Annotated in this window: 22 protein-coding genes and 1 pseudogene; 9 read left to right on the forward strand and 14 right to left on the reverse strand. The window is 45.3% G+C overall.

All coding sequences use genetic code 11. The annotated features are described in order from the left end of the window. Position 1: 1 nt before the first annotated feature. The 5 genes from mpl to KO531_RS03350 form a co-directional block, all read right to left on the reverse strand. On the reverse strand, positions 2-1,396 hold the full coding sequence (gene mpl, locus KO531_RS03330; RefSeq protein WP_219250379.1) for a UDP-N-acetylmuramate:L-alanyl-gamma-D-glutamyl-meso-diaminopimelate ligase: 1,395 nt from the start codon (positions 1,394-1,396) through the stop codon (positions 2-4). Between the two features lie 198 nt (positions 1,397-1,594). Further along, the gene (locus tag KO531_RS03335; RefSeq protein WP_219250380.1) at positions 1,595-2,218 is read right to left on the reverse strand and encodes a hypothetical protein; all 624 of its coding nucleotides are present in this window, start codon (positions 2,216-2,218) and stop codon (positions 1,595-1,597) included. Between the two features lie 169 nt (positions 2,219-2,387). Then, positions 2,388-3,254, reverse strand: a complete 867-nt coding sequence (locus tag KO531_RS03340; protein WP_219250381.1) for a sterol desaturase family protein — start codon at positions 3,252-3,254, stop codon at positions 2,388-2,390. Between the two features lie 131 nt (positions 3,255-3,385). Further along, positions 3,386-4,417, reverse strand: coding sequence for a DUF2804 domain-containing protein (locus KO531_RS03345; protein WP_168824786.1), 1,032 nt, complete (start codon positions 4,415-4,417; stop codon positions 3,386-3,388). A gap of 215 nt (positions 4,418-4,632) precedes the next feature. Further along, positions 4,633-5,196: a porin family protein gene (locus tag KO531_RS03350; protein ID WP_219250382.1), complete on the reverse strand. Its 564-nt coding sequence runs from the start codon at positions 5,194-5,196 to the stop codon at positions 4,633-4,635. A gap of 188 nt (positions 5,197-5,384) precedes the next feature. On the opposite strand from KO531_RS03350, the gene KO531_RS03355 reads away from it, so the two are divergent. The 4 genes from KO531_RS03355 (at position 5,385) to KO531_RS03370 (ending at position 8,658) form a co-directional block, all read left to right on the forward strand. Further along, positions 5,385-5,951 carry a YajG family lipoprotein gene (locus KO531_RS03355; protein WP_105250136.1) on the forward strand — a complete coding sequence of 189 codons (567 nt, stop codon included), beginning with the start codon at positions 5,385-5,387 and terminating at the stop codon, positions 5,949-5,951. Between the two features lie 29 nt (positions 5,952-5,980). Continuing rightward, the gene (locus KO531_RS03360; RefSeq protein ID WP_168824782.1) at positions 5,981-6,565 is read left to right on the forward strand and encodes a peptidylprolyl isomerase; all 585 of its coding nucleotides are present in this window, start codon (positions 5,981-5,983) and stop codon (positions 6,563-6,565) included. Positions 6,566-6,638: 73 nt separating this feature from the next. Next, positions 6,639-6,959: a hypothetical protein gene (locus tag KO531_RS03365; protein WP_028761869.1), complete on the forward strand. Its 321-nt coding sequence runs from the start codon at positions 6,639-6,641 to the stop codon at positions 6,957-6,959. 283 nt (positions 6,960-7,242) lie between these two features. Then, positions 7,243-8,658 (forward strand): MFS transporter, encoded by a 1,416-nt coding sequence (locus tag KO531_RS03370; protein ID WP_219250383.1) that lies wholly within the window; start codon positions 7,243-7,245, stop codon positions 8,656-8,658. A gap of 121 nt (positions 8,659-8,779) precedes the next feature. On the opposite strand, the gene KO531_RS03375 is transcribed toward KO531_RS03370, so the two are convergent. Next, positions 8,780-9,265, reverse strand: coding sequence for a YajQ family cyclic di-GMP-binding protein (locus KO531_RS03375; protein WP_006080274.1), 486 nt, complete (start codon positions 9,263-9,265; stop codon positions 8,780-8,782). Between the two features lie 155 nt (positions 9,266-9,420). Here KO531_RS03375 and KO531_RS03380 point away from each other — a divergent pair, with 155 nt between their 5' ends. The 4 genes from KO531_RS03380 to KO531_RS03395 all read left to right on the forward strand — a co-directional run bounded on the left by KO531_RS03380 (position 9,421) and on the right by KO531_RS03395 (position 12,789). Next, a complete protein-coding gene (locus tag KO531_RS03380; RefSeq protein ID WP_105250138.1) occupies positions 9,421-9,783 on the forward strand; it encodes a VanZ family protein in 363 nt (120 codons plus the stop codon). Positions 9,784-9,833: 50 nt separating this feature from the next. Next, on the forward strand, positions 9,834-10,790 hold the full coding sequence (locus KO531_RS03385) for a 2-dehydropantoate 2-reductase (RefSeq protein ID WP_219250384.1): 957 nt from the start codon (positions 9,834-9,836) through the stop codon (positions 10,788-10,790). A 350-nt stretch (positions 10,791-11,140) separates the two neighbouring features. Next, positions 11,141-11,479 (forward strand): P-II family nitrogen regulator, encoded by a 339-nt coding sequence (locus tag KO531_RS03390; protein ID WP_105250140.1) that lies wholly within the window; start codon positions 11,141-11,143, stop codon positions 11,477-11,479. After that, positions 11,476-12,789 (forward strand): ammonium transporter, encoded by a 1,314-nt coding sequence (locus tag KO531_RS03395; protein ID WP_219250385.1) that lies wholly within the window; start codon positions 11,476-11,478, stop codon positions 12,787-12,789. The genes KO531_RS03390 and KO531_RS03395 overlap by 4 nt, the downstream gene beginning before the upstream one ends. A gap of 89 nt (positions 12,790-12,878) precedes the next feature. On the opposite strand, the gene KO531_RS03400 is transcribed toward KO531_RS03395, so the two are convergent. The 6 genes from KO531_RS03400 to KO531_RS03425 form a co-directional block, all read right to left on the reverse strand. Beyond that, positions 12,879-14,399 carry an EAL domain-containing protein gene (locus KO531_RS03400; protein WP_219250386.1) on the reverse strand — a complete coding sequence of 507 codons (1,521 nt, stop codon included), beginning with the start codon at positions 14,397-14,399 and terminating at the stop codon, positions 12,879-12,881. 160 nt (positions 14,400-14,559) lie between these two features. Beyond that, positions 14,560-15,432, reverse strand: coding sequence for a DMT family transporter (locus KO531_RS03405; RefSeq protein ID WP_219250387.1), 873 nt, complete (start codon positions 15,430-15,432; stop codon positions 14,560-14,562). Between the two features lie 188 nt (positions 15,433-15,620). Beyond that, positions 15,621-16,469 (reverse strand): 3-deoxy-8-phosphooctulonate synthase, encoded by an 849-nt coding sequence (gene kdsA, locus KO531_RS03410; protein ID WP_219250388.1) that lies wholly within the window; start codon positions 16,467-16,469, stop codon positions 15,621-15,623. Positions 16,470-16,527: 58 nt separating this feature from the next. Next, positions 16,528-17,775 (reverse strand): DUF819 family protein, encoded by a 1,248-nt coding sequence (locus KO531_RS03415; protein WP_105250145.1) that lies wholly within the window; start codon positions 17,773-17,775, stop codon positions 16,528-16,530. Between the two features lie 156 nt (positions 17,776-17,931). Further along, positions 17,932-18,720 carry a tetratricopeptide repeat protein gene (locus KO531_RS03420; RefSeq protein WP_105250146.1) on the reverse strand — a complete coding sequence of 263 codons (789 nt, stop codon included), beginning with the start codon at positions 18,718-18,720 and terminating at the stop codon, positions 17,932-17,934. Then, complete coding sequence (locus KO531_RS03425; RefSeq protein WP_006080263.1) at positions 18,720-19,115, reverse strand: SirB2 family protein; 396 nt, start codon at positions 19,113-19,115, stop codon at positions 18,720-18,722. Before KO531_RS03425 ends, KO531_RS03420 begins: the two co-directional genes overlap by 1 nt. 119 nt (positions 19,116-19,234) lie before the next feature. Between KO531_RS03425 and KO531_RS03430 the strand changes: the two are divergent. After that, positions 19,235-19,648 (forward strand): annotated as a pseudogene (locus tag KO531_RS03430) (GNAT family N-acetyltransferase). Between the two features lie 134 nt (positions 19,649-19,782). Here the strand turns inward: KO531_RS03430 and prmC are convergent. Together prmC and prfA are read right to left on the reverse strand one after the other, a co-directional pair. Next, positions 19,783-20,631: a peptide chain release factor N(5)-glutamine methyltransferase gene (gene prmC, locus KO531_RS03435; protein WP_113939044.1), complete on the reverse strand. Its 849-nt coding sequence runs from the start codon at positions 20,629-20,631 to the stop codon at positions 19,783-19,785. A 2-nt stretch (positions 20,632-20,633) separates the two neighbouring features. Next, the gene (gene prfA, locus KO531_RS03440) at positions 20,634-21,725 is read right to left on the reverse strand and encodes a peptide chain release factor 1 (RefSeq protein ID WP_131523734.1); all 1,092 of its coding nucleotides are present in this window, start codon (positions 21,723-21,725) and stop codon (positions 20,634-20,636) included. Between the last annotated feature and the right edge of the window lie 12 nt (positions 21,726-21,737).

Genomic DNA, 21,737 nt, shown 5'->3' on the forward strand with positions numbered 1-21,737 from the left:
CTTAGCTAACCTGCTCTACAGTTGAAGCCTGTTCTAATGCGGCCAACAGCTTCTTATGTAACCCACCAAAACCACCGTTACTCATCACCACTATGGTGTCGCCTGCTTTGGCGGTTGCTGCGACTTTGGCGACCACATCATCAATTTGATGTAACACAGTCACAGGGATCACCGCCGCTTCCATGGCTTCTTTCATATTCCAGTCGATGGTATCGGCTTGATATAAAAAGGCTTCGTCGGCTTGCATCATAGAAAAAGCTAAAGTGTCTTTATGGACACCGCTCTTCATGGTATTTGAGCGCGGCTCGAGTACCACAGTAATTTTGCTCTGCCCAACCTTAGCCCGCATGCCTTTTAACGTGGTCGCAATGGCCGTCGGATGGTGGGCAAAGTCGTCGTATACGCTCACACCATTAACGGTTCCGAGTAATTCGAGTCGACGCTTAGGTGGCATAAACTTAGCTAAAGCTTCAATTGCAGCACTCGGCTTAACGCCCACGTGGCGTGCGGCAGCAATGGCCATCATGGCGTTTTCAATATTGTGCTGACCAATCAAATCCCATTCGAGAACACCTTGGGACTCGCCATCAAAAAACACTTCAAAGCGATGGCAATCATCACTTAACGCTTTGCCATACCAACCGCTGGTCGATTCGGCTAAATGGTAGGTTTCTTGCTCACTCCAACAACCCATATCAATCGTTTGCTTAACGGCATGGGAATCGGCGGGCCAAATGATCTTGCCTTCACCAGGAACGATGCGAATTAAGTGGTTAAACTGTTTTTGAATCGCAGCCAGATCAGCAAAAATATCGGCATGATCGAACTCAAGATTGTTGATCACTAAGGTACGCGGATGATAATGCACGAATTTCGAACGTTTATCGAAGAAGGCACTGTCGTATTCGTCGGCCTCAACGACAAAGAAAGCGGTCTTGCCTAAACGTGCCGACACACCAAAGTTTTGCGGTACGCCACCGATTAAGAACCCAGGCTCATAACCGCAATAATCTAAAATCCAAGCTAACATGCTAGATGTCGAGGTTTTACCGTGAGTGCCAGACACTGCCAGCACCCAACGCTCAGGCAAAATATGATCGGCTAAAAACTGCGGGCCAGAGGTATAAGGGATGCCAATGTTCAACACGGCTTCCACGCAAGGATTACCCCGGCTCATGGCATTACCAATGACAACTAAGTCAGGATAGTGCCCTGCTTCACCCAGCTGGCTAGGATCAAAACCTTGAATAAGCTCAATGCCTTGGTCCTCTAGTTGCGTGCTCATTGGAGGATAGACATTGGCATCCGAGCCCGTCACTCTGTGCCCTTTTGCCCTAGCCAATAACGCTAGACCACCCATGAAGGTTCCACAAATTCCTAAAATATGTACGTGCATACCGCTCGCTCTGATGTGTTGAATTCACCGCCATTCTAATCCATCGAGCGACAGATTGGCAGGTAACAATCTGGGAAAAGCACAGCAATCACAAATGACAGTTTCTAAATCAGTAGATTTCACATTTGAGCTGCAGAACTGAGATTTTTAGATAACAGGTCAACTAACACAAGGCCAAAAACTGTCGCAATGCAGGTACTAGCGTAAGTCTCGGTAGAGTTGAGCATGCTGAGAGCGGTGACGGCTAAATAAGAATTGACGTAACGCTTCACGCTCTTCGGTTTCGGCCTGAAACTTAACAAAGGCCAGACCTTTCTCGCTACGAATAGGCTCGATATCGACGCGCATAGTCTCGCCATTGGGCAGTTGTAATTGCAAGTCTTTACTGCCTAACAATTGCTTAAATTGCTGCTGTGATTTAGCGCGAATAGCCATGCCAGAACTGGATAACGAGGCAACAGACCATTGCTCACCTTGATCGTGGTCGAATATCCACACATCATCGGCTTGGGTTAACCGCCAACTGCGCTCCACTCCCGAGGCATCTAGCACTTCAGGCACACCTAAAGTGGGTTGAAACTGTCCAAAGTCATCCACTTTCATCAGTAGTGGAAACCAGAGTTTATAGGGCCCGACTTCGGCCAATAGAGTGAGTTTTGCCTTACCGAGAATCGAAGCGATAACTTGCGGCACTTCAGTTGTGACTGTGAGCACATGATTGACCAGGGGATCGTTAGTCAAGGCAGTGCCCACACGAGTCTGCGAAAAAAGTTCGCTAAAACAAGCAAGCTCCTCCGCGGATAATCGAGGTTCATCCATCATGATAAGTCCTCCCGAGTTAAACTCCTTACCCCAAAAAGTACCACCAAAGTATGGGATTGTACATTTTTACACCAAAACAGTGGCAAAAAACGGAATATATGCTAGCAAGGCTAAATTCAAGACTCTATTAGCCATTTGCGCTATTTAACTTGGAAAATGCAGTGGATTGTTATTCCTCGCTTTTTAAACTGCTGGAAGGTGGAGCAAACAAGATACGCAGTCGTTGTTTAACACTCAAGCCTGTCGCTGTGACCTCTGCAAACATGTCTCGCCATTCACTAAAAGTCACTTTAAAGGGATTAAAACTATTCACTGGCTTAGTGATGCCGTAAATCACAGTCTCCACTTCGGGCTCAAAGGTACCAAACAGCTTGTCCCAAATAATCAGCACGCCAGCATAGTTCTTATCTATATATTGTGAATTACGACCGTGGTGCACCCGGTGGTGAGACGGTGTGTTGAAAACCCATTCCAGCGGTCCGAGTGATTTAATCGCTTGGGTATGCACAAAAAATTGCAATCCCAGATTGAGTAATACCACAAACACCACCCAGTTTGGGTCGAAACCTATGACCACTAGCGGTAACCAAAATACCCACATGCCTGCAAAGGGATACATTAAACTCTGACGAAACGCAGTGCTAAAATTCATATTCTCAGAGCTATGGTGCACCACGTGAGCCGCCCACATCCAGCGGACTCTGTGGCTCGCCCTGTGGAACCAGTAATAACAAAAGTCCTGCGCAACCATCAAGGCAATAAAGCTCAATGGGCCCATTTCAATATCGAATAACTTCCAACCAAACATCGCCAAATATAGCTTAGCGATCAGCAAACCAGTGAGCAGATCGGCACCTTGGTGCATGGCCGCGAGGCTGAAATTACACAGCACTTCTTGGCCGCGATAACGTGCACTTAACGGTAGCTTTTGTCTTTTATCGCCAAAGTACCATTCCAGCAAAATACACACGAAAAACAAAGGTGCAAGCACCAGCAGTAACAATTCTGGGTGCTGGATCAGCGAGGCGATATCCATATAAGATCATCCTGTTCTATTTTTATTTTATGATTATTTTTATTGTTACTTTTATAAAAACTCTAACTGCATTCTATAAACCGCATTCAACGCCACAACGCAGGCAGCTGCGATCCGTTAGTCATCGTTAGCTACCAGCGGGCATAATGATCTTCGGCGAGCCCCAGAACATTATTTAACTGGTAACTGTGTCCTTGATTATCGGTAATCGTGCCGCTGAAATGACCGATGAATTGGCGGAAATTACTCTTAAGCAAGAGCAAATTACGCTTTTCACTGCGACAATTGCGCGCCGCAAACTGCAAATCCACTTGGCCATTTTGACTGTAGACTCGCCAAACCTCGGCGCCGAGCGTGGCATGGCGATCAAACTCAAATTGCACTGGCCCGAGTAAATGACGCTCGCCATTAATCCAAAAGACATTTTCAGTAGCCCCAGTTTCATTAACACCCGCCGCTAAATTAAGCCCCATAATGCCCTCATGGATCCGCGCGTTAATTGACGCCCAGCGCCAACTGGTATCACGGCGCATGTAACCCGCTGAAAAGTCATAGCCTGCTAAAGCTTGATTCAGCGGCTGCGGCTCATGACCCACAGTCAAACTACCTTTAACGGTCAAACCATTATGCTTTTGTGTGTAAGTCCAGCCGTTGTATCCAGTAGGACTACACATAGCCATAGGCAAACTTAAGGGGGCTGAGTGTAAAGTCACATCGGCTTGAATATTTTTAGTATCAATCACTAACCGCCAACCGCCCTCTACAATCTCAAAGCTTAACTGCGCCCCTTTACGGCCAATACTACTTCGGCCCTCGGCGGGCGATGGCGTCATCTGATAGCCAAACCTCAAAGGTTTTAGCCAATCAAGCTGGGTGAGTGTGTTGGTTTTTATGTCGTATAAATAACAAAAAGCACTGCCGACGTAGGCAATATCGGCAAGCGCGATGCCTAGGACATAACGCGGCGTGACCAAAGAGACAAACTGAAATTGTTTATAATCGAAATGCTTAGCCCACGCTGAAGCAGGTTTATCCATAGTATCGAAATAGGCAAAGTCCGCTAAACCTAAGGTTTTGACTATGCCATCGAAATGACCGAAATGGGGTAACCCCTTCTGATTGATCAGGTTATCTGGGGCGATTTGCGTTGCTATCGTTAACATGACTAAGCCTTACAAAAAAGACGCGGGAGCATCTATGCTCTCTCATTCTAAACATCGAATTTTTACTCTAACCTGTCCCCCATTGCATTAAAAGAGTGCAAGGACAAAATGTTGTCATTTTGTTGCCAGTCAGTATTCGGTTTAATGTTTTAAATTCCTTGTTTGTAAAACTATTAAAGCGCCTAAAGGCGCTTTAATAGTTGGATAAGGAAAGATTAGAATCGGTAGCTAATACCAAAGTTGATCCCCTGTAATTCAAGCTCTTTCATCGGGATATATTGGTATTCCAAATTCAAACCGAATCCTGACTTAAATCGATATTGCCAGCCTGCAGCGCCATAAAAACCGACATCATCCGAGTCCATATCTTGTTTATCTATCTCATAGCTGACTTGAGTGTAAGCAGCGCCTAATTTGGCATACAGGCTGTTACCACGAGACAAAGCATACTCACCGTAAGCGACGGTTCTAACACCTTGGTAACGTAAATCTTTTATCTCACTGATGACGCTAACAAGCGCACTCGCCATCCCACCTGAACCCGCTAAATAACCCGCCTCAAACCCAAAATGCTCGTTGAGCATATAGCGGTAATATAAGTCGCTGGTTAAGGTGTCACCCGCATCATATTTACCGTTCTTAGTTTCAAATTCTTGGGTACCGTAACCTAAACTACCACCCAGTATATGGACAGAATCGCCCGCGAGCGCATTGGAGCTCATCATGCCTGACGCCAGCATCAGGCCAACAAATAACGAAGTGAATGATATTTTTTCCATATTTAACCTGCCTTCCATGCCTTGTAACTATGCGAATAAATGATGTGAATGCACAGAAAACACGGATGTGAATAATGAGCACAAGATATTAGCAATAAAAGCTGTACCTCAACTGAATCACGGTGTTCTGTGGCATCAAAAGTGATTTCTGGTATGCTGTAGCCACTTTTACTTGTACGAGAGATCCCATGAAACGGCTATTACTGACCTTGACTTTCCCCCTGCTGTTCGCGGGCTGTGCCAGCCAAAATCCGACTCATATGGCTTTCAGCCCTCAAGTGCCCAATATCAGCCAACAAACGGCGCAACTTGTACCTATCGCTCTTGAAACGGTAGATACACGCACAGTCGATTATGTTGCTCGTTTTATTGAAGAAGGGACAAAAACACGTTTAGTTGGCCCGAGCGAACCGCCTAAACTGTTACTCGATGAAGTATTCCGCGCAGGTTTTGCTCAAGCGGGCTACCAAATCGACCCAAGCGCAACTAATTCAGTGCAAATTCAATTAGAAGAATTGCAAATGGATATCACTAAAAAGACCTTTGGCTATGAGGCAAAACACAGTGTGTTAATCGCAGTTCAAGCCAAAAACTCCACCCAAGAGCTGGTTAAACGCTATAAAGCCAAAGGCACTTTAAAAGGTCCTTTAACACCCGATTTTGCAACTTTAGAACTGGATATGAACAAATTGCTCGGCCAACTTACCGGCGAGATTCTAAACGATCCTGAGCTTAATCAGTTTCTACAAAAATAACAGCGTCAGTTTATTATAAGGAAATCAATATGCTCCGTTGGATATCAGCCCTCTTGCTCATATTTATGAGTCATCATAGTCTCGCACTCGACATTCAGGCCGATACCTTGTATCCCAGAGTCGAATTTGATACTAGCTTAGGCAAAATCGTGGTCGAGCTAGATAGAACTCGTGCACCAATCACTGTCGATAACTTTTTAACTCATGTCGTTAAAGGCGAATACGACAACACGATATTTCACCGTGTGATCAGTGACTTTGTGGTGCAAGGCGGTGGACTCACCCCTAAGTATGAAGAGTTGCCAGACGGCAAGCCGATAGTCAACGAATCAGGAAATGGCCTAACAAATAGCATGGGCACTATCGCCATGGCACGTGAAAACGAGCCGCACTCAGCCACTCGTCAGTTCTACTTTAACGTAGCCGACAACACTAAGCTCGATCCCTCTAAACGTCGTTGGGGTTATGCCGTATTTGGTGAAGTGATTGAAGGTAAAACTGTCCTCGAAGCTATGGCTGTCGTTGAGACAGGAACTAACACTAAGCTCAATTGGCCCGATGTTCCTGTTACCCCTATCATATTGAAAAAAGCCAAATTATTACCAAAACAGTAATCAAAATATAATTTCGAGCAAAAGCGCTAATTTTGCATCTATACTGTGATAGTAAACAGAAAGGAGGCAAACGATGACGGCAACTGAGTTCATCGATAATAAAGCGCCCCAACTCGCCTTCTATGGAAAAGCGTTTTTGAGTGAAGAACTAGACTTCCATGAAGTGCAACTTTACTTATGGGATACGTTAGAAGAATGGCAGCAACTGAATTCGACTGGCGAAGCGCAAACGGAAACTGAAAAAGTGTTTTGGCACTTGCTCCACAGCTTTAACAGGTGGCCTGACTGTGTGATCCGCGGTAATCAATATCTGCGTAAGCAAGTAAATGATTGCTGTGACTACCTGAGTTTAGGCGGCCGAGTGCCGCAGGGATGCATCGGGATAAGACCTTAAGTTCAGCATTCCTATCGATAAAAAATGGCCCTGTAATAGGGCCTTTTTATTTCGTAAACAAATTCCTCGTGTGTACATTATTACGCTCTCCTTACTATCAAGATCAATGCTGGCGATAAAGATAAGCGATAAACTTTTAGCTACAAGCAGTTAACTCTCGAGCCATATTCAACCATCTTATAGTGCTAAACGGGACTCCAAAGTAAAAGGAATACCATTAGCCCTTGAACCCTATGGCACCTTACCCGTAAGCTAAGCGGATTAAACACTTAGACTCATGCCTATGTCCGCAACAGGTTTTATTCAACGTACACTCGATGCCCTCAGTGTCTATTATCACAAGCGGGTTTTGATCCTGTTATTACTGGGTTTTTCTGCTGGTCTACCATTAATGCTGGTATTTTCAACGTTATCCTTTTGGTTGCGTGAAGCTGGTGTTGATCGCACTTCAATCGGTTATTTCAGCTGGATAGCCTTAGCCTATGCGTTTAAATGGGCTTGGTCACCCTTAGTCGATCGGCTTTCATTGCCGCTGCTAACTCGATTTCTAGGCCGCCGCCGTAGCTGGATGCTGTTCGCTCAGTTGTTATTGGTTGGTGCCATCTTAGGCATGTCTTTTAGTGACCCTCTCAAAGATCTCGAGCGCTTGGCACTGTTCGCATTAATGGTCGCCTTTGCCTCAGCCACTCAAGATATTGTTATTGATGCCTTTCGGATTGAATCAGCCCCAGAAAAGATGCAAGCCGCACTAGCAGCGGCCTATCAAGTGGGTTATCGCAGCGCCATGATTATCGCCACCGCAGGTGCTCTCACGATAGCGGCTTGGGTTGAACCCGGTAACACGGCATACAACTTAGTGGCATGGCAAACTTCTTACCTGATTATGGCAGGATTGATGTCTGTTGGGATTTTGACCACGCTTTTTAGCCGCGAACCCGAAGTCGATACCCGCGCCGCCGATGCCACTGAATTAGTGCTAAAACAACGCTTAAGTGCACGTTATCCTAGAATTATCGCAGCGGGCATATCTTGGGTATATACGGCCAGTATTTTACCCTTTATCGACTTTTTCAAACGCTATGGCCGCAGCGCTATCCTTATCTTATTACTGATTTCTTGCTACCGGATCTCGGATATTGTGATGGGGATTATGGCGAACGTCTTTTATGTGGACATGGGATTCACTAAGGAAGAAATTGCCTATTTGAGTAAAATCTATGGCCTGATCATGACCTTAGTCGGCGCAGCCTTCGGCGGTGTTTTGTTAGCCCGCTTCGGAACTATGAAAATCCTTTTCCTCGGTGCCTTACTGGTTGCCGTAACCAATCTGCTATTCGCATGGCAGGCAGTGATTGGCTACAACGTGCCCTTTTTAACCTTTGCTATTTCCGTGGATAACTTCAGCGCTGGGATAGCCACGGCGGCATTTATAGCCTATCTCTCGAGTCTCACTAGCAACGGCTACAGTGCAACGCAATATGCCTTACTGTCTTCGATTATGTTGCTTTTCCCTAAATTTATCGCGGGCTTCTCGGGCGCTTATGTCGACGCATTTGGTTATGTGAACTTCTTTGTCGCCGCCAGTGTTATTGGCTTTCCGGTGTTGTTTTTGGTTGTCTTAGTCAACAAGTATGCGCCGCATCCAAGCACATCATTAATGGATGATTCATCAAAAAGTGCACCAACAAAATCGGATTAAGGTCTCATAGCACTTATGTCATCAATATAAAAAAGCCCTCACACCTTAGTGTGAGGGCTTTTACATTTAAAGACGAAATGGCAAACGCGATACTGCATCACGTTAAACCAATTCTGCTCGATTAATCTTTAAAGTTATCAAATTGGAAAGGCTGGCCTAACTCAGACTCACGTGCCAACGCCATGACAGCTTGTAAATCGTCACGTTTTTTACCTGTAACTCGTACTTTCTCGCCCTGAATAGACGCTTGCACTTTAAGTTTGCTGTCTTTAATTAGCTTGACCAGTTTTTTAGCAATTAAGGTTTCTATACCTTCTTTAAACTTCACTTTTAGGGAGAAGGTTTTACCGCTGTGGATGGCTTTCTCATCGACTTCCATCGAAGACGGATCCACATTACGTTTGCTCAGTTGCATACGTAAAATGTCCACTAATTGTTGGCATTGGAAGTCATCTTCAGCGGTTAACGTGACCACATGATCCTTATATTCCACGTCAGCCGTTTTACCGCGAAAATCGAAACGTGTCGCCAGCTCACGCTTAGTATTATCAACCGCATTACGCAGTTCAACTTCATTCACTTCTGACACAATATCCATTGAAGGCATAGTTTTTATGTCCCATATCAAATTAATATGCAGCTAGTTTACCCACACACAAGCCTAAGTTGAAGGTAAAGCCTAGAATAAAAGCGTAATCATGGGTGACTTTAGCTACGCATTTTCCTATCATTGCCCCACTCTAAGCTAATACAAACATATTTGTGATAACTAAAAATACCCTATTTAAGCTGGCTTTAGCCGTAGCCTTTGTCGTGATCAGTTATCTGGTATTTTCCAGACCAACCTATTCGCAAAGTATTCCGAATATCGACAAGGTAGGCCATCTTGGGAGCTTTTTTTGCCTCTCCTATCTCACCTATCTTGCTTTCAAACCTAAGTGGTATTGGTTATCTCTCACACTGGCAAGCTACGCCATTTTAATTGAGTTGGTGCAATCACGTTTGCCCTACCGTAGCGCTTCTGTGGGTGATGTTATTGCCGACTTTTCGGGTATTGCACTGTTTTACTTTTGCAATTGGGCCTATGGCAAATACTTCCGCGCAGCGCAATTGCGAGAAGATTAACCCAGGCGCTTCAAACTGGTACTGATGACCGATACCTTAAGGCTACAGATATGACTCATGCTGTGAACATAAATCGCGTGGTGGATATTGCGATTTTAGGTGCTGGTGCCGTTGGGCAGCTTATTTGCCACCAACTGACTACAGCCGGCATAGGTGTTGGTCTTATCGGCCGCGATTCAATTGTATCTATACAGCAGACACTTAGCGTCACTCCATTAGCGCCGGCCAATGATAATCAACAGAAAACACAAGCACTCCAGTATTCTGTGCCTATCTTGACGGCCAATGCGCTCGATAATATCCGCCTCGTGATTGTCTGCGTCAAAGCCTATCAAGTGCTCGATGCACTTTTGCCCTTACTTAACCAACTGCCCAGACAATGCCACATTTTGTTGTTACACAATGGAATGGGACCTCATTTAGCCCTAGCGCCGCTAATTGATGCGCAAGCTGATAGCAGAGGGTTAAGCCTAGGGACAACTTCTCAAGGGGTGTTACGTCAAGCCAGTTGGCAAATTAGGCAAACGGGACAAGGGCTAACTCAATTTGGGCATTTTACAGGTACAGAGCTCACTGAGCATTATCGCAATGCTTTACTGGCGGCTATCCCCAACAGTGAATGGGTAGATGCCATTGTGCCTTGTCTATGGCAGAAACTCGCCGTTAATGCCGCGATTAATCCACTTACAGCACTATATCAATGTCCTAATGGCACACTCGCCGAGCCAGGTTTTAGTGACATGATTAAAGGCATTCTCGACGAGTTAGTCACGGTTGCCACACTCGAGGGCGTGCCTCTAGATAAACAATTGTTACACGACAGGGTCTATCAGGTGATCCGCCTCACTGCGGGGAATTTCTCATCGATGCACCAAGATATTACACACCAAAGACGAACTGAGATAGACCAAATTAATGGTTATATCTGTGAGCGTGCACAAGCGCACGGTTTAAGTGCACCAGTTAATGCTGACCTCTGGGCGCGCGTCAAACAGCTAGAAGCTTAAGCAAGAAAACTCACATAGCAAAACTAAATATAACATTATGTTTAATTGATATAATTTTTAATTTTTTGCTAAATCCCCACTTTTTATTTACCGCATTAAAACGCGAATTCCCCTAGTGCCATACTCACTCGGCTTTTGCCGCACTCATGCTAGTCAAGCAAATTTAACTTGCACCAACAATACGCACCAAATCAGGGCAGATTAACTTTGCCTTGCACCGTTTTGCATCAAAATTTTAAGCTATTTCGGTGCATTTTAATGTTAACGCAATGATAATAAATGCTTTATCTATATGGCCTAATTCCTGCTTTATTCCAATAAATTAAGTCTGCAGCTTGTTGGAGAGAAAATTGAAACTGGTCACCGCAATCATTAAACCATTCAAATTAGACGATGTACGTGAAGCTTTAACCCAGCTCAGCGTCCATGGCATGACAGTCACTGAAGTACGCGGTTTTGGCCGCCAAAAGGGCCATACGGAATTGTATCGTGGTGCTGAATATGCAGTGGACTTTTTACCTAAGATTAAACTCGAAGTTGCCATTCATTCCGATCAAGAAGATGCCGTTATTGATGCCATTATTGCTGCAGCCCATACGGGCAAAGTGGGTGATGGCAAAATCTTTGTGACTTCGTTAGAACAAGTGGTGCGCATTCGCACTTCGGAAGAAGGAGTTGATGCCCTATGATGCTAGTGAGCTTCAGACTCAGTATTAAATCCCTATTGATATTATTCAGTATATTGGCGACGAATGCCGTCGCCGATGATGGTCAATTTAGCGCTGCAAATACAGCGTGGATCTTAAGCTCATCCGCATTAGTGTTGTTGATGACCCTGCCAGGATTAGCCTTGTTTTACGGCGGTTTAGTTCGCAGTAAAAACGTGCTTTCAATATTGATGCAATGCTTCTCTATTGCCGCCCTAGTGTCAGTTTTATGGTTCGGGCTAGGTTATTCACTCGCATTCGACACAGGTAACAGTTTCATCGGTGGCTTAGACAAAGCACTACTGTCAGGTATTGGTCGCGATAGTCTTAGCGGGGATATTCCCGAGCCGCTGTTTATGCTATTTCAAATGACCTTTGCCATCATAACGCCAGCTTTAATCATCGGTGGTTTTGCCGAGCGAATGAAGTTTTCAGCTGTGCTTATCTTTTCAGGTGCTTGGTTATTAATGGTTTATGCGCCGATCACCCACTGGGTGTGGGGCGGTGGCTGGTTAGCACAGCTAGGACTGTATGATTTCGCGGGCGGAACCGTGGTGCATATCACCGCAGGGGTTGCTGCGCTCGTGGCCGCTAAAGTGCTAGGTCCACGCAAAGGATTTTTAAACTCGGCGATTATGCCGCATAACCTGACGATGACTGTCACAGGTGCGGGCATGCTGTGGGTGGGTTGGTTCGGTTTTAACGGCGGCAGTGCGCTAGGCGCTAACGGCACCGCAGCCATGGCGATTCTAGCCACTCATCTCGCCGCTTCTATGGGCGCGATGACATGGGCGGCAATTGAGTGGATTAAGTTTGGTAAACCCAGCGCCCTTGGCATAGTCACAGGCATGGTAGCGGGCTTAGGCACTATCACTCCCGCCTCTGGTTATGTTGGCCCAGCAGGCGCCTTAGTCATAGGTTTACTCGGTGGAATCGTGTGTTTTTACTCAACTGTTTATATCAAACAGAAACTTAAAATCGATGACTCCTTAGACGTTTTCCCCGTGCACGGTGTCGGTGGTATTCTCGGTACCCTTTTGGCAGGAGTATTTAGCTCGACCCAATTAGGCGTCTTTAGCGGCTTCGGTTTTGCGGCAGTGAACGACACTATGATAGACCAACTTGGGGTACAGATTATCGGGGTTGCGGCGACATTTACTTATACTGCGGTGGTCACTTGGTTGCTGTTTGTGATCATCCGTAAGCTACTTGGCGGCCTTCGCGTCAGCACAGAGCAAGAAGTTAACGGCTTAGATTTATCGGAACACGAAGAAACGGGTTATAGCCTTTAATCAGAACCTCGAGCCAGAACCTTTAGTTAAGACAGTTGAATAGCCATAAGGGTACCAAGGCGCCCTGATGGCTGACTTACATCATGATGCTACTTTTTAAAATGCTCGACTAACCATAACTTTAAATCCGCCAACTTCATCGGCTTAGCAAAGAGATAACCTTGTAAAAAATGGACTTGGCGACTAGTCAAATAATCTGCCTGCTCCTGCGTTTCAACCCCTTCAGCCACCACCACATAATTCATCTTATGGGAGAGCTCAATAATGGTATCGAGTACGTGGGAAGTCACGGAGTCCTGCCCTATGGTATCGATGAAGCATTTATCGATTTTCAAGTAATCCAATGGCATGGTTTGTAACAAAGATAAGGTTGTTTGCCCAGTACCAAAGTCATCGATAGCCACTAAAATCCCCAACTGGCGTAAGCTTTCAATGCGCTGGCAAATATCCGGCGTTAATAATTGCCGTTCGGTGATTTCGATTAAAGGCTTAACGCCAATACGATCCAAAGAATCCCGCAGATGAATAAATTTCGACTCGATATCATCTTGGGTAAAATGCTCTGGCGCCACGTTGAACGCGACTCTAAAGCCCGATTCAACCTTCATATTAGCAAAATCTTTTAATGCCTTTTCGAAGATATAATTGGTCAATGGAACAATTAACTTGCTCTCTTCGGCGATAGGAATAAACAAATCAGGCCGTACTAAGCCCATTTGTGGGTGCTGCCAACGCACTAATGCCTCGACTCCTTTGGCCTTGCCGTCCTCAGCACAGATCACAGGTTGATAAACCAAAAAGAACTCTTCGTTCTCTATCCCGCTACGAATATCATCAGCAAGGGAGTGACGAGATAACCGTGAATAGAGCACAAACAAGATAGAACCCGTAATCAAAATAATGCTAAAGGGTAATGAGATGGCAAAAAATATCCAAAAAAAATGCCTAAAAAAAGCAGGTGACATTTCTAGTAACACCGAAAAACGATGATCCTCAGAATCTAAAGTCATTACCTCATTTTTGATAAACTCGAGTGATTCAGGAATCGTTTTACCATTGATGGATAAAGCGACATTGATAACTGCGCTAGGAAACACATCGGGTTGTACAAAGGAATCTACTAAATATTTCCCTTCAATGATCACAGCGGCGCCGTGTTTAGATTTAGGGTCCCATTTAGATGACACTATCGCGGGCACCTCAGGCATAAAAGGCGTGCCCGCAATAATAAACTGATTAGATATTTCAAGATTTTCGGTAACACTAACAATGCTCAGGGGAATATCAATATCACCGGTTTTAGATGAGCAATAAACGCGTTGTGAATCAAATATTAAAGCCGAACGAAAGTAAGGTTGGAACAACATATAGTTGTATAACTCTTGACACTCAGAATCCTTCAATGCCAATGCATAATGGCTGATTTCATCGGCATGAGAGATCAAAGTATCTATGTGATCTACATAAATAGCCCCCACACCTTTGACTTTATCTTCAACAAAATACTGTGCAGAGAGATAACTTGCAACAGCAGCAATTCCAATTGGAAACAATATGACTGCCAGCCATTGCCATAATGGCAGATTTAATTTTGCTAACTTTTTTCGCATATATCCTTAACTCACACAGCGCTCGGTTAAAAATAGTATCAAAATCTATGGAGCAAGACGTGTGTATATTTGTATCTCAGCGAATGTTTGCTTGATATAAATACACTGAATCGAGTTCTATTTTAGTCTAAAAAACCAGCATACCTTCTATTAATTTAGTCTATTCCCACATCACCAAAATAGCGGCGATAGCGATCAAGACTAACCCTAGCATATCTTTTATCTTTACTTTTTCCTTCAGCCAAAAGGTGGCAATCAAGATCATAAAGAAAACTTCAACTTGGCCTAAGGTTTTAACATAGGGCACAGCCTGCAACGACATAGCACTAAACCAACCGATAGAACCTAAACAACTGGCGGTACTGGTGAGTAAGGTTAGCTTAGGTCGCTGCCATAACGCGGCCAGTGTGGATTTATCCTTAAGTAACAGATAACTGACTAACACTAAGGTCTGTAGACTAATCACGAATAACAGCACCCAAGCAGCGCTATGGGGGAAACCCACATTCAAACATAAACTCGCTTCTCGTACCCAAAGCGATGTCAGCGCAAACGAAGTACCGCAAGCCAAACCAATCAATACCGTATTGAGCGACAGACTTCGCAGGCCTTGTTTGGCACTCATGAGAAAAATTGCCACACCACCCAACAACACTCCCGACCAACCTAAAAGGGATAAATGCGTCCCAAAAAACACTGTGCCTAACACAGCCGCGACCACAGCTTCACTCTTGGCTAGCCCAGCACCAACGGCAAAGTTCTGTTGCTTGAACAATTTCACCATCAAGCCCGTCGCGAGGATTTGCATCGCCGATGCTCCGAGAATAAAACCGATAAAACGATCGCTAAAATCGGGGATTCCGACATCCTGCCAAAGATATAAGCTCGCCAGATACACGGCGGCAATCGGCCCAGCCCAAATAAAACGTGCTAAGGTCACGCCCGCAACACTCACTTCTTTACTCAACTGGCTTTGAAACGCATTACGCCAAGCCTGCATAAATGCCGCCAGCAAAGTGAGTAAGATCCACATAAAGGTATTCCGTAAAGAATCTGGTCGGCTATAAAAACAAGATTGTTAGGCAAAGCCCATCATAAAACATTAATGTTTCAGATAGCTACGGGGCTATACCAATCACATTCCTCGACTGAAAAACAAAAGCCCCGAACGAGTCGAGGCTTTAGGATTAAGTCACTAATTCATTAAGTCTTAGCTTGCGATTACTTACTGGTATCGATTGGCTCGAAGGATTTAACCAAATCGTCGATCGCTTTCATTTGCTTCAGATAATTTTCTAACTGATGCAAAGGCAGCGCACATGGGCCATCACACTTAGCGTTATCAGGATCAGGGTGCGCCTCAATGAATAGACCCGCTAAACCCAGCGCCATACCACTGCGCGCTAACTCGGTCGCCTGTGCGCGACGTCCATCCGCTGAATCTGCACGACCACCAGGGCGTTGCAGCGCATGGGTCGCATCGAAAATCACCGGATAGCCAGATTGCTTCATCTCGTCCATACCCAACATATCAACGACTAAGTTGTTATATCCAAAGCTTGAACCACGTTCACACAGGATGATCTCGTCATTACCCGCTTCGTTAAACTTAGTGATGATATGGCGCATTTCATGTGGTGCTAAAAACTGTGGCTTTTTCACATTGATGATAGCGCCAGTTTTTGCCATCGCGACAACCAAATCTGTCTGGCGTGCTAGAAATGCAGGTAACTGAATAATATCAACTACTTCTGCCACTGGCGCACACTGATGCACTTCATGCACATCGGTGATCAAAGGTAAATTAAAGGTCTTTTTAATCTCTTCAAAAATCTTTAAGCCTTCCTCCATACCTGGACCGCGATAAGAGTTGATCGAAGAACGATTCGCCTTATCAAAAGACGCCTTAAATATATAAGGGATCCCCAGCTTTTGAGTCACTTCGGCGTAGGTTTCAGCAATCGACATAGCGAGATCGCGAGACTCAAGCACGTTCATGCCACCAAACAACACGAAAGGTTTATCGTTGGCAATCTCGATTGAACCTAGGTTTATGATTTTATTACTCATCGCAACTTCTCTCTAAAATGCTGGAACCTTTCCCAGCGGTGAATAGGAGCTAAGGCGGTTATACCGCAACTAACTGTAAAATTTGACCACAAATCCATGCCATATAGGTTCCTAACGCATAACCTAATACGGCTAACAGTACGCCCACTGGTGCTAATGCGGGGTGAAATGCCGCCGCAACTACAGGAGCCGACGCAGCGCCGCCCACATTCGCTTGGCTGCCTACGGCCATATAAAATAACGGGGCTTTAATCAGCTTAGCCACCAATAACATAAAGCTTGCGTGGACTATCATCCACACAATACCAATTAAAAAGTACAATGGCGTATCGAGCACCTTACTCACATCCATATGTAGACCAATGGTCGCAACTAAGATGTAAAGGAAGGCTGAAGCCACTTTTGATGCCCCCGCCGCCTCTAAATGACGCACTGGGCTGAATGACATCGCCAAACCAATCGTTGTGACTATCACCACTAGCCAGAAGAATTTAGAGGTTAAACTGTAATCTGCGGTCCAAGGATAGTTCACTTCAAAAAATGGCCCCAGAAAATCAGCGGCGATATGAGCAATACCTGTGATACCAAAGCCTACAGCGACAATCAGCATAAGATCGCGCAGATTAGGAATACGCGCATTTTCAGCGTGATACTTTTCAACTTTATCTTTTAACGCTTCAATTGCAGAAGTATCCGCACCGGTTTTAGCATCGATCTCTTTCGCTTTTGAGGCTAGGAACAGCAGCACTGCCATCCAAATATTGGCGACTATCACATCGACTGTCACCATCACAGAGAAAATATTACCGCCCACATCATAAATTTCTTTCATTGCAGCTTGGTTTGCACCGCCACCAATCCAGCTCCCCGCTAAGGTCGTCATACCACGCCATACCGCATCGGGGCCATCGACCCCAATTAAAGAAGGTTCAATAACCGACACCAGCAACAAGGCGATAGGGCCGCCGATAACGATACCGACAGTGCCGGTTAAAAACATGATCAAAGCTTTCGGCCCTAAACTTAAAATAGCTTTTAAATCAACGCTTAAAATCAATAAGACTAAACAAGCTGGCAGCAAATAACGGGATGCCACAAAATACAGTTGTGAGGTATTACCATCGATTACCCCAAAGGTATTCAATAACGATGGCAAGAAATAGCACAATAAAAGGGCGGGAATAAAACGATAAAACTTCTGCCAAAAAGGATGACTACTGCTACTGGTATAAAATACAAAACCTAGAATTGTCGCGAGTATTCCTAACGCCGTGGCATCATTCGTCACTAAAGCCGTGCTTGTCATGCTAATTTCTCCCTGTTGATACAGTTATTATTTTTATTAGAGACTTAACTTTTAAGTCCCTGGGTCAAACTTCCATCTGCCCAGTGTTATTATTTTTGCGGATTGAATTCGTTAATAAAAGTTGAATAAATAAGAAGAGCCCCGAAAGGCTCTGCTTTAGTGATAAACCTCGGCGTGTTCGTTTAATTCTTTGAGCTGCATCTTCACTATCTCGATCACGGGATCGTGAGGACTATTATCAACAAAATGCTGCAGATCGGCGGCGGCCACATTAATACAACCCAACTGCTGTGCAATAAACGCCCGCTCACGATTCAAATGCACATCGTCAACATGCCATTGCAACAGCAGACTGCAACACTCCATCGCTGCCTCAAATTGATGCGACACTATGCAACCCGCCTTAAGCTCATGCAGCATACGCGTCAGCAGTTTTTTCACCGTTGCAGGCTTTAAGTAACTCGCCTTAAGTTCAGCAGCATTACCTAACTCGCCGCGCACTAACACGTGCAACTGGTGACGGGTGAGTTCCTTGCCCGTTAAAGGATCCAAATAACTCACTTCACCGCCAATCTTACAACGCAGAACCGTATTGCCAGGTAGCAATATGGGTTCGAGTTCAAGATCTAACTGCTTCGCCAGCAACATCAATACCGTCGCCAGCGTTGTACTATTACCTTGGCGACTAATTAAGCAAGTACCTAAATCTGCCGCCTCTGTACTGAAGTAGTTCTCACGAACACAAAAACCTAAATCCTCGTAAAACCAATGCAACAGCGCATTAAAACGCTGTTGTTGATCAACCAAGTAATGACTTAATACGGCTCCCGCCATTTCAAACCAAGCCCATTTAGCGGCTTCAAGTTTAGAAAATCCAAGGTGCGCACCTACATCCAATGCCGACTCGGGCAATGAAATGCCATCTTGCAGAGTGTAGTTACCCATTAACCCAATAATACCGCTTGTTTAAAATGAGCCAATTTAGCAGCATAAACCAACCAACCTATCGCGCCTAAGTAAGCAAACACTTTGAACAATTTGTTTCTGTTCGCTTTTATGGCAATGGCGCCTAGGACAATGTAAGCAACTACAGCACCGATTTTTTCGGTCATCCAAGGATCCACAAAAGGAAATTGCTGGATCATAAAACACAAAGTTAAGCCCGACAGCAGTAGGAAAGTGTCGATAACATGGGGCGCTATCTTGAGCAGCTTCTTCTCCATCAGAGCCGATTGGCGCAGATGCAGGACAAAGCGCACGGTGAGCAATAACACGCTCAACGCGATAAAGGTAAAATGCAGATGTTTAACCGCAGGATATAGACTGTAAAAAGTTTCCATTACGATACTTATGGCCAGTGACAAAGGCGCTAGTTTACCCTAATCCTTGGCGGCATACCAATGCCTATCAGCCTAGATATTCAGAGCTAACATCATAAAAAATCAAACGAGAAGTGACGATGAATTTAAGCTTAATTAACGATGAATCAACCGAGTTCGCCGACGCTGTAAAACAAAAAATTGTCGAGTTCAACCAAGTCTAATGGCAGGGGCTTAGCCGTAAAAATCTCGGACTCAAACTACAGGACTCCGAAGGTAAACTGTTAGCAGGGATCAGTGGTAAAACGTTCGGCAATTGGTTGTTAATCGAGTATCTGTGGGTCGATGATTCTTTAAGACACCAAAGTATCGGCACGCGCTTATTATTAGCCGCAGAAAGCCAAGCAAAGGAGCGCGGCTGCCAATTTGCCCTACTCGATACCTTAGATTTTCAAGCTAAGCCCTTTTATGAGCGCCACGACTATCGCATGCAGTGGATACAACAAGCCTACCCAGAAACCGGCAGTAAATTCTTTATGGTAAAAGTGTTGTGATGTTTAAGGTTTGGGATCTTCATCTTACACCAACTTAAGGTCGCCCTATCGAAAACAAAAACGCCATTGGTAATAAGCAATGGCGTTCGATAAATCGGTATAACTGGATAAATATCTTCACTTAAAGCAGCGTGTTATTCTGCCCATTTACCCATAGTGCATCTGTCATTACTGCCAAAGTCTCGCACTGTGGCGACATTCTCGTAGCCGAGTTCGATAAGCTTAGCCCTCAGTTTCACAGCCTGCTCAAAACCATGTTCGAGCAGGATATAGCCGTTAGGCTTTAAGTAATCTCGAGCTGTGTTGGCAATATAATAAAGATCGGCAAAGCCTTCCTCGGCGGCGGTTAACGCGCTTTGGGGCTCGAAACGCACGTCACCTTGGTGCAAGTGTTCGTCAGCTTCATCAATATAGGGCGGATTTGAGACGATTAAATCAAAGTCCCGCGACTTTACGGCACTGAACCAGTCACTCTGGAGAATTTCGACCTGTGGCAGCTTTAAGTTCTCACGATTCGCGATAGCCAAAGCCACGGCATCATCGACTTTATCGACCGCGGTGATTTGCCATGACTCACGCTCAGACGCCAACGCCAGCGCAATGGCTCCAGTACCAGTGCCTAAATCGAGCACTTTGGCGTAGGTAGAAAGCGGCATGTTCAATGCAGTTTCAACCAAAATTTCCGTATCAGGACGCGGGATCAAAGTGGTGTCGTTGACGATAAAAGGCAACGACCAAAATTCGCGCTCACCGACAATATGTGCCACAGGTACGCCTTTTTGGCGTTTCTGTACCATTTGCTGGAAGCGTTTCCACTGTTCAACCGTTAGGGATTTTTCAGGCCAAGTATACAAATAGCTGCGACTTTTATTGAGGCAATATAACAACAAAACCTCTGCATCCAGATGAGCGGATTCAGAGGTTGATGCTAACTGCACATAAGCCCATTGCAGGGCTTCGGCTATGCTAGATTGATCTGACAAAATTACCCCTGCTCGTCAGCCAGTGCGGCTAACTGATCGGCTTGATGCTCTTGCATCAGAGGCAATAAAATAGCATCGAGATCGCCTTCCATTACTTCGTTCAAGCGATATAAGGTCAAGTTGATGCGGTGTTCGCTCACGCGGCCTTGCGGGAAGTTGTAAGTACGTACACGTTCGGAGCGATCGCCACTGGCAACCAGACTACGACGGGTCGATTCTTCGGCGCTACGGCGTTTTTCGTCTTCAACAGCTTGAATACGTGCGGCCAGTACACTCATAGCTTGGGCACGGTTCTTATGCTGCGAACGTTGATCTTGGCATTCCACCACGATCCCAGTAGGAATATGGGTGATTCGAATAGCTGAGTCAGTTTTGTTAACGTGCTGACCACCCGCACCCGATGAACGATAAGTATCGACTTTCAGATCGGCTGGATTGATTGAAATCGCTTCCGCTTCAGGCACTTCGTGAAGTACCACAACAGTAACCGCTGAAGTATGCACACGTCCCTGGGATTCGGTTTCTGGCACACGCTGTACACGGTGGCCGCCGGATTCAAACTTAAGTTTGCCGTATACGCCGTCACCGCTGACCTTCATGATCACTTCTTTAAAGCCACCATGTTCGCCTTCGTTACAGCTCATGATTTCGATCTGCCAGCGATTCGCTTCAGCATAACGGCTGTACATGCGGAATAAGTCACCGGCAAAAATAGCCGCTTCGTCACCGCCTGCACCAGCGCGGATCTCAACGAAGGCATTTTTATCGTCGTCAGGATCTTTTGGCAGTAATAGAATTTGCAATTCGTCTTCGAGCTGCTCGAGTTTGGCCTTAGCGGCCTTCATCTCTTCCTGCGCCATTTCACGCATTTCAGCATCGTCTTCTTCCAGCATTTCTTTGGCAGAATCGAGATCGGCCTGCGCTTGCTGATAAGCTTTAAAGCCAGCAACAACGTCTTCTAACTGGGCATATTCTTTCGATAACGCACGAAACCTGTCTTGATCGGAAATGACGCTAGCATCACCCAGCAAAGCCATGACTTCTTCATTGCGCTCGAGCAAGCCTTCCAGCTTGCGGATAACGGATTCCTTCATTTAACTCGCTAA

The sequence above is a fragment of the Shewanella sp. NKUCC06_TVS genome, assembly GCF_019345515.1.
In the GTDB taxonomy this organism is placed as follows: Bacteria; Pseudomonadota; Gammaproteobacteria; order Enterobacterales; family Shewanellaceae; genus Shewanella; species Shewanella oncorhynchi.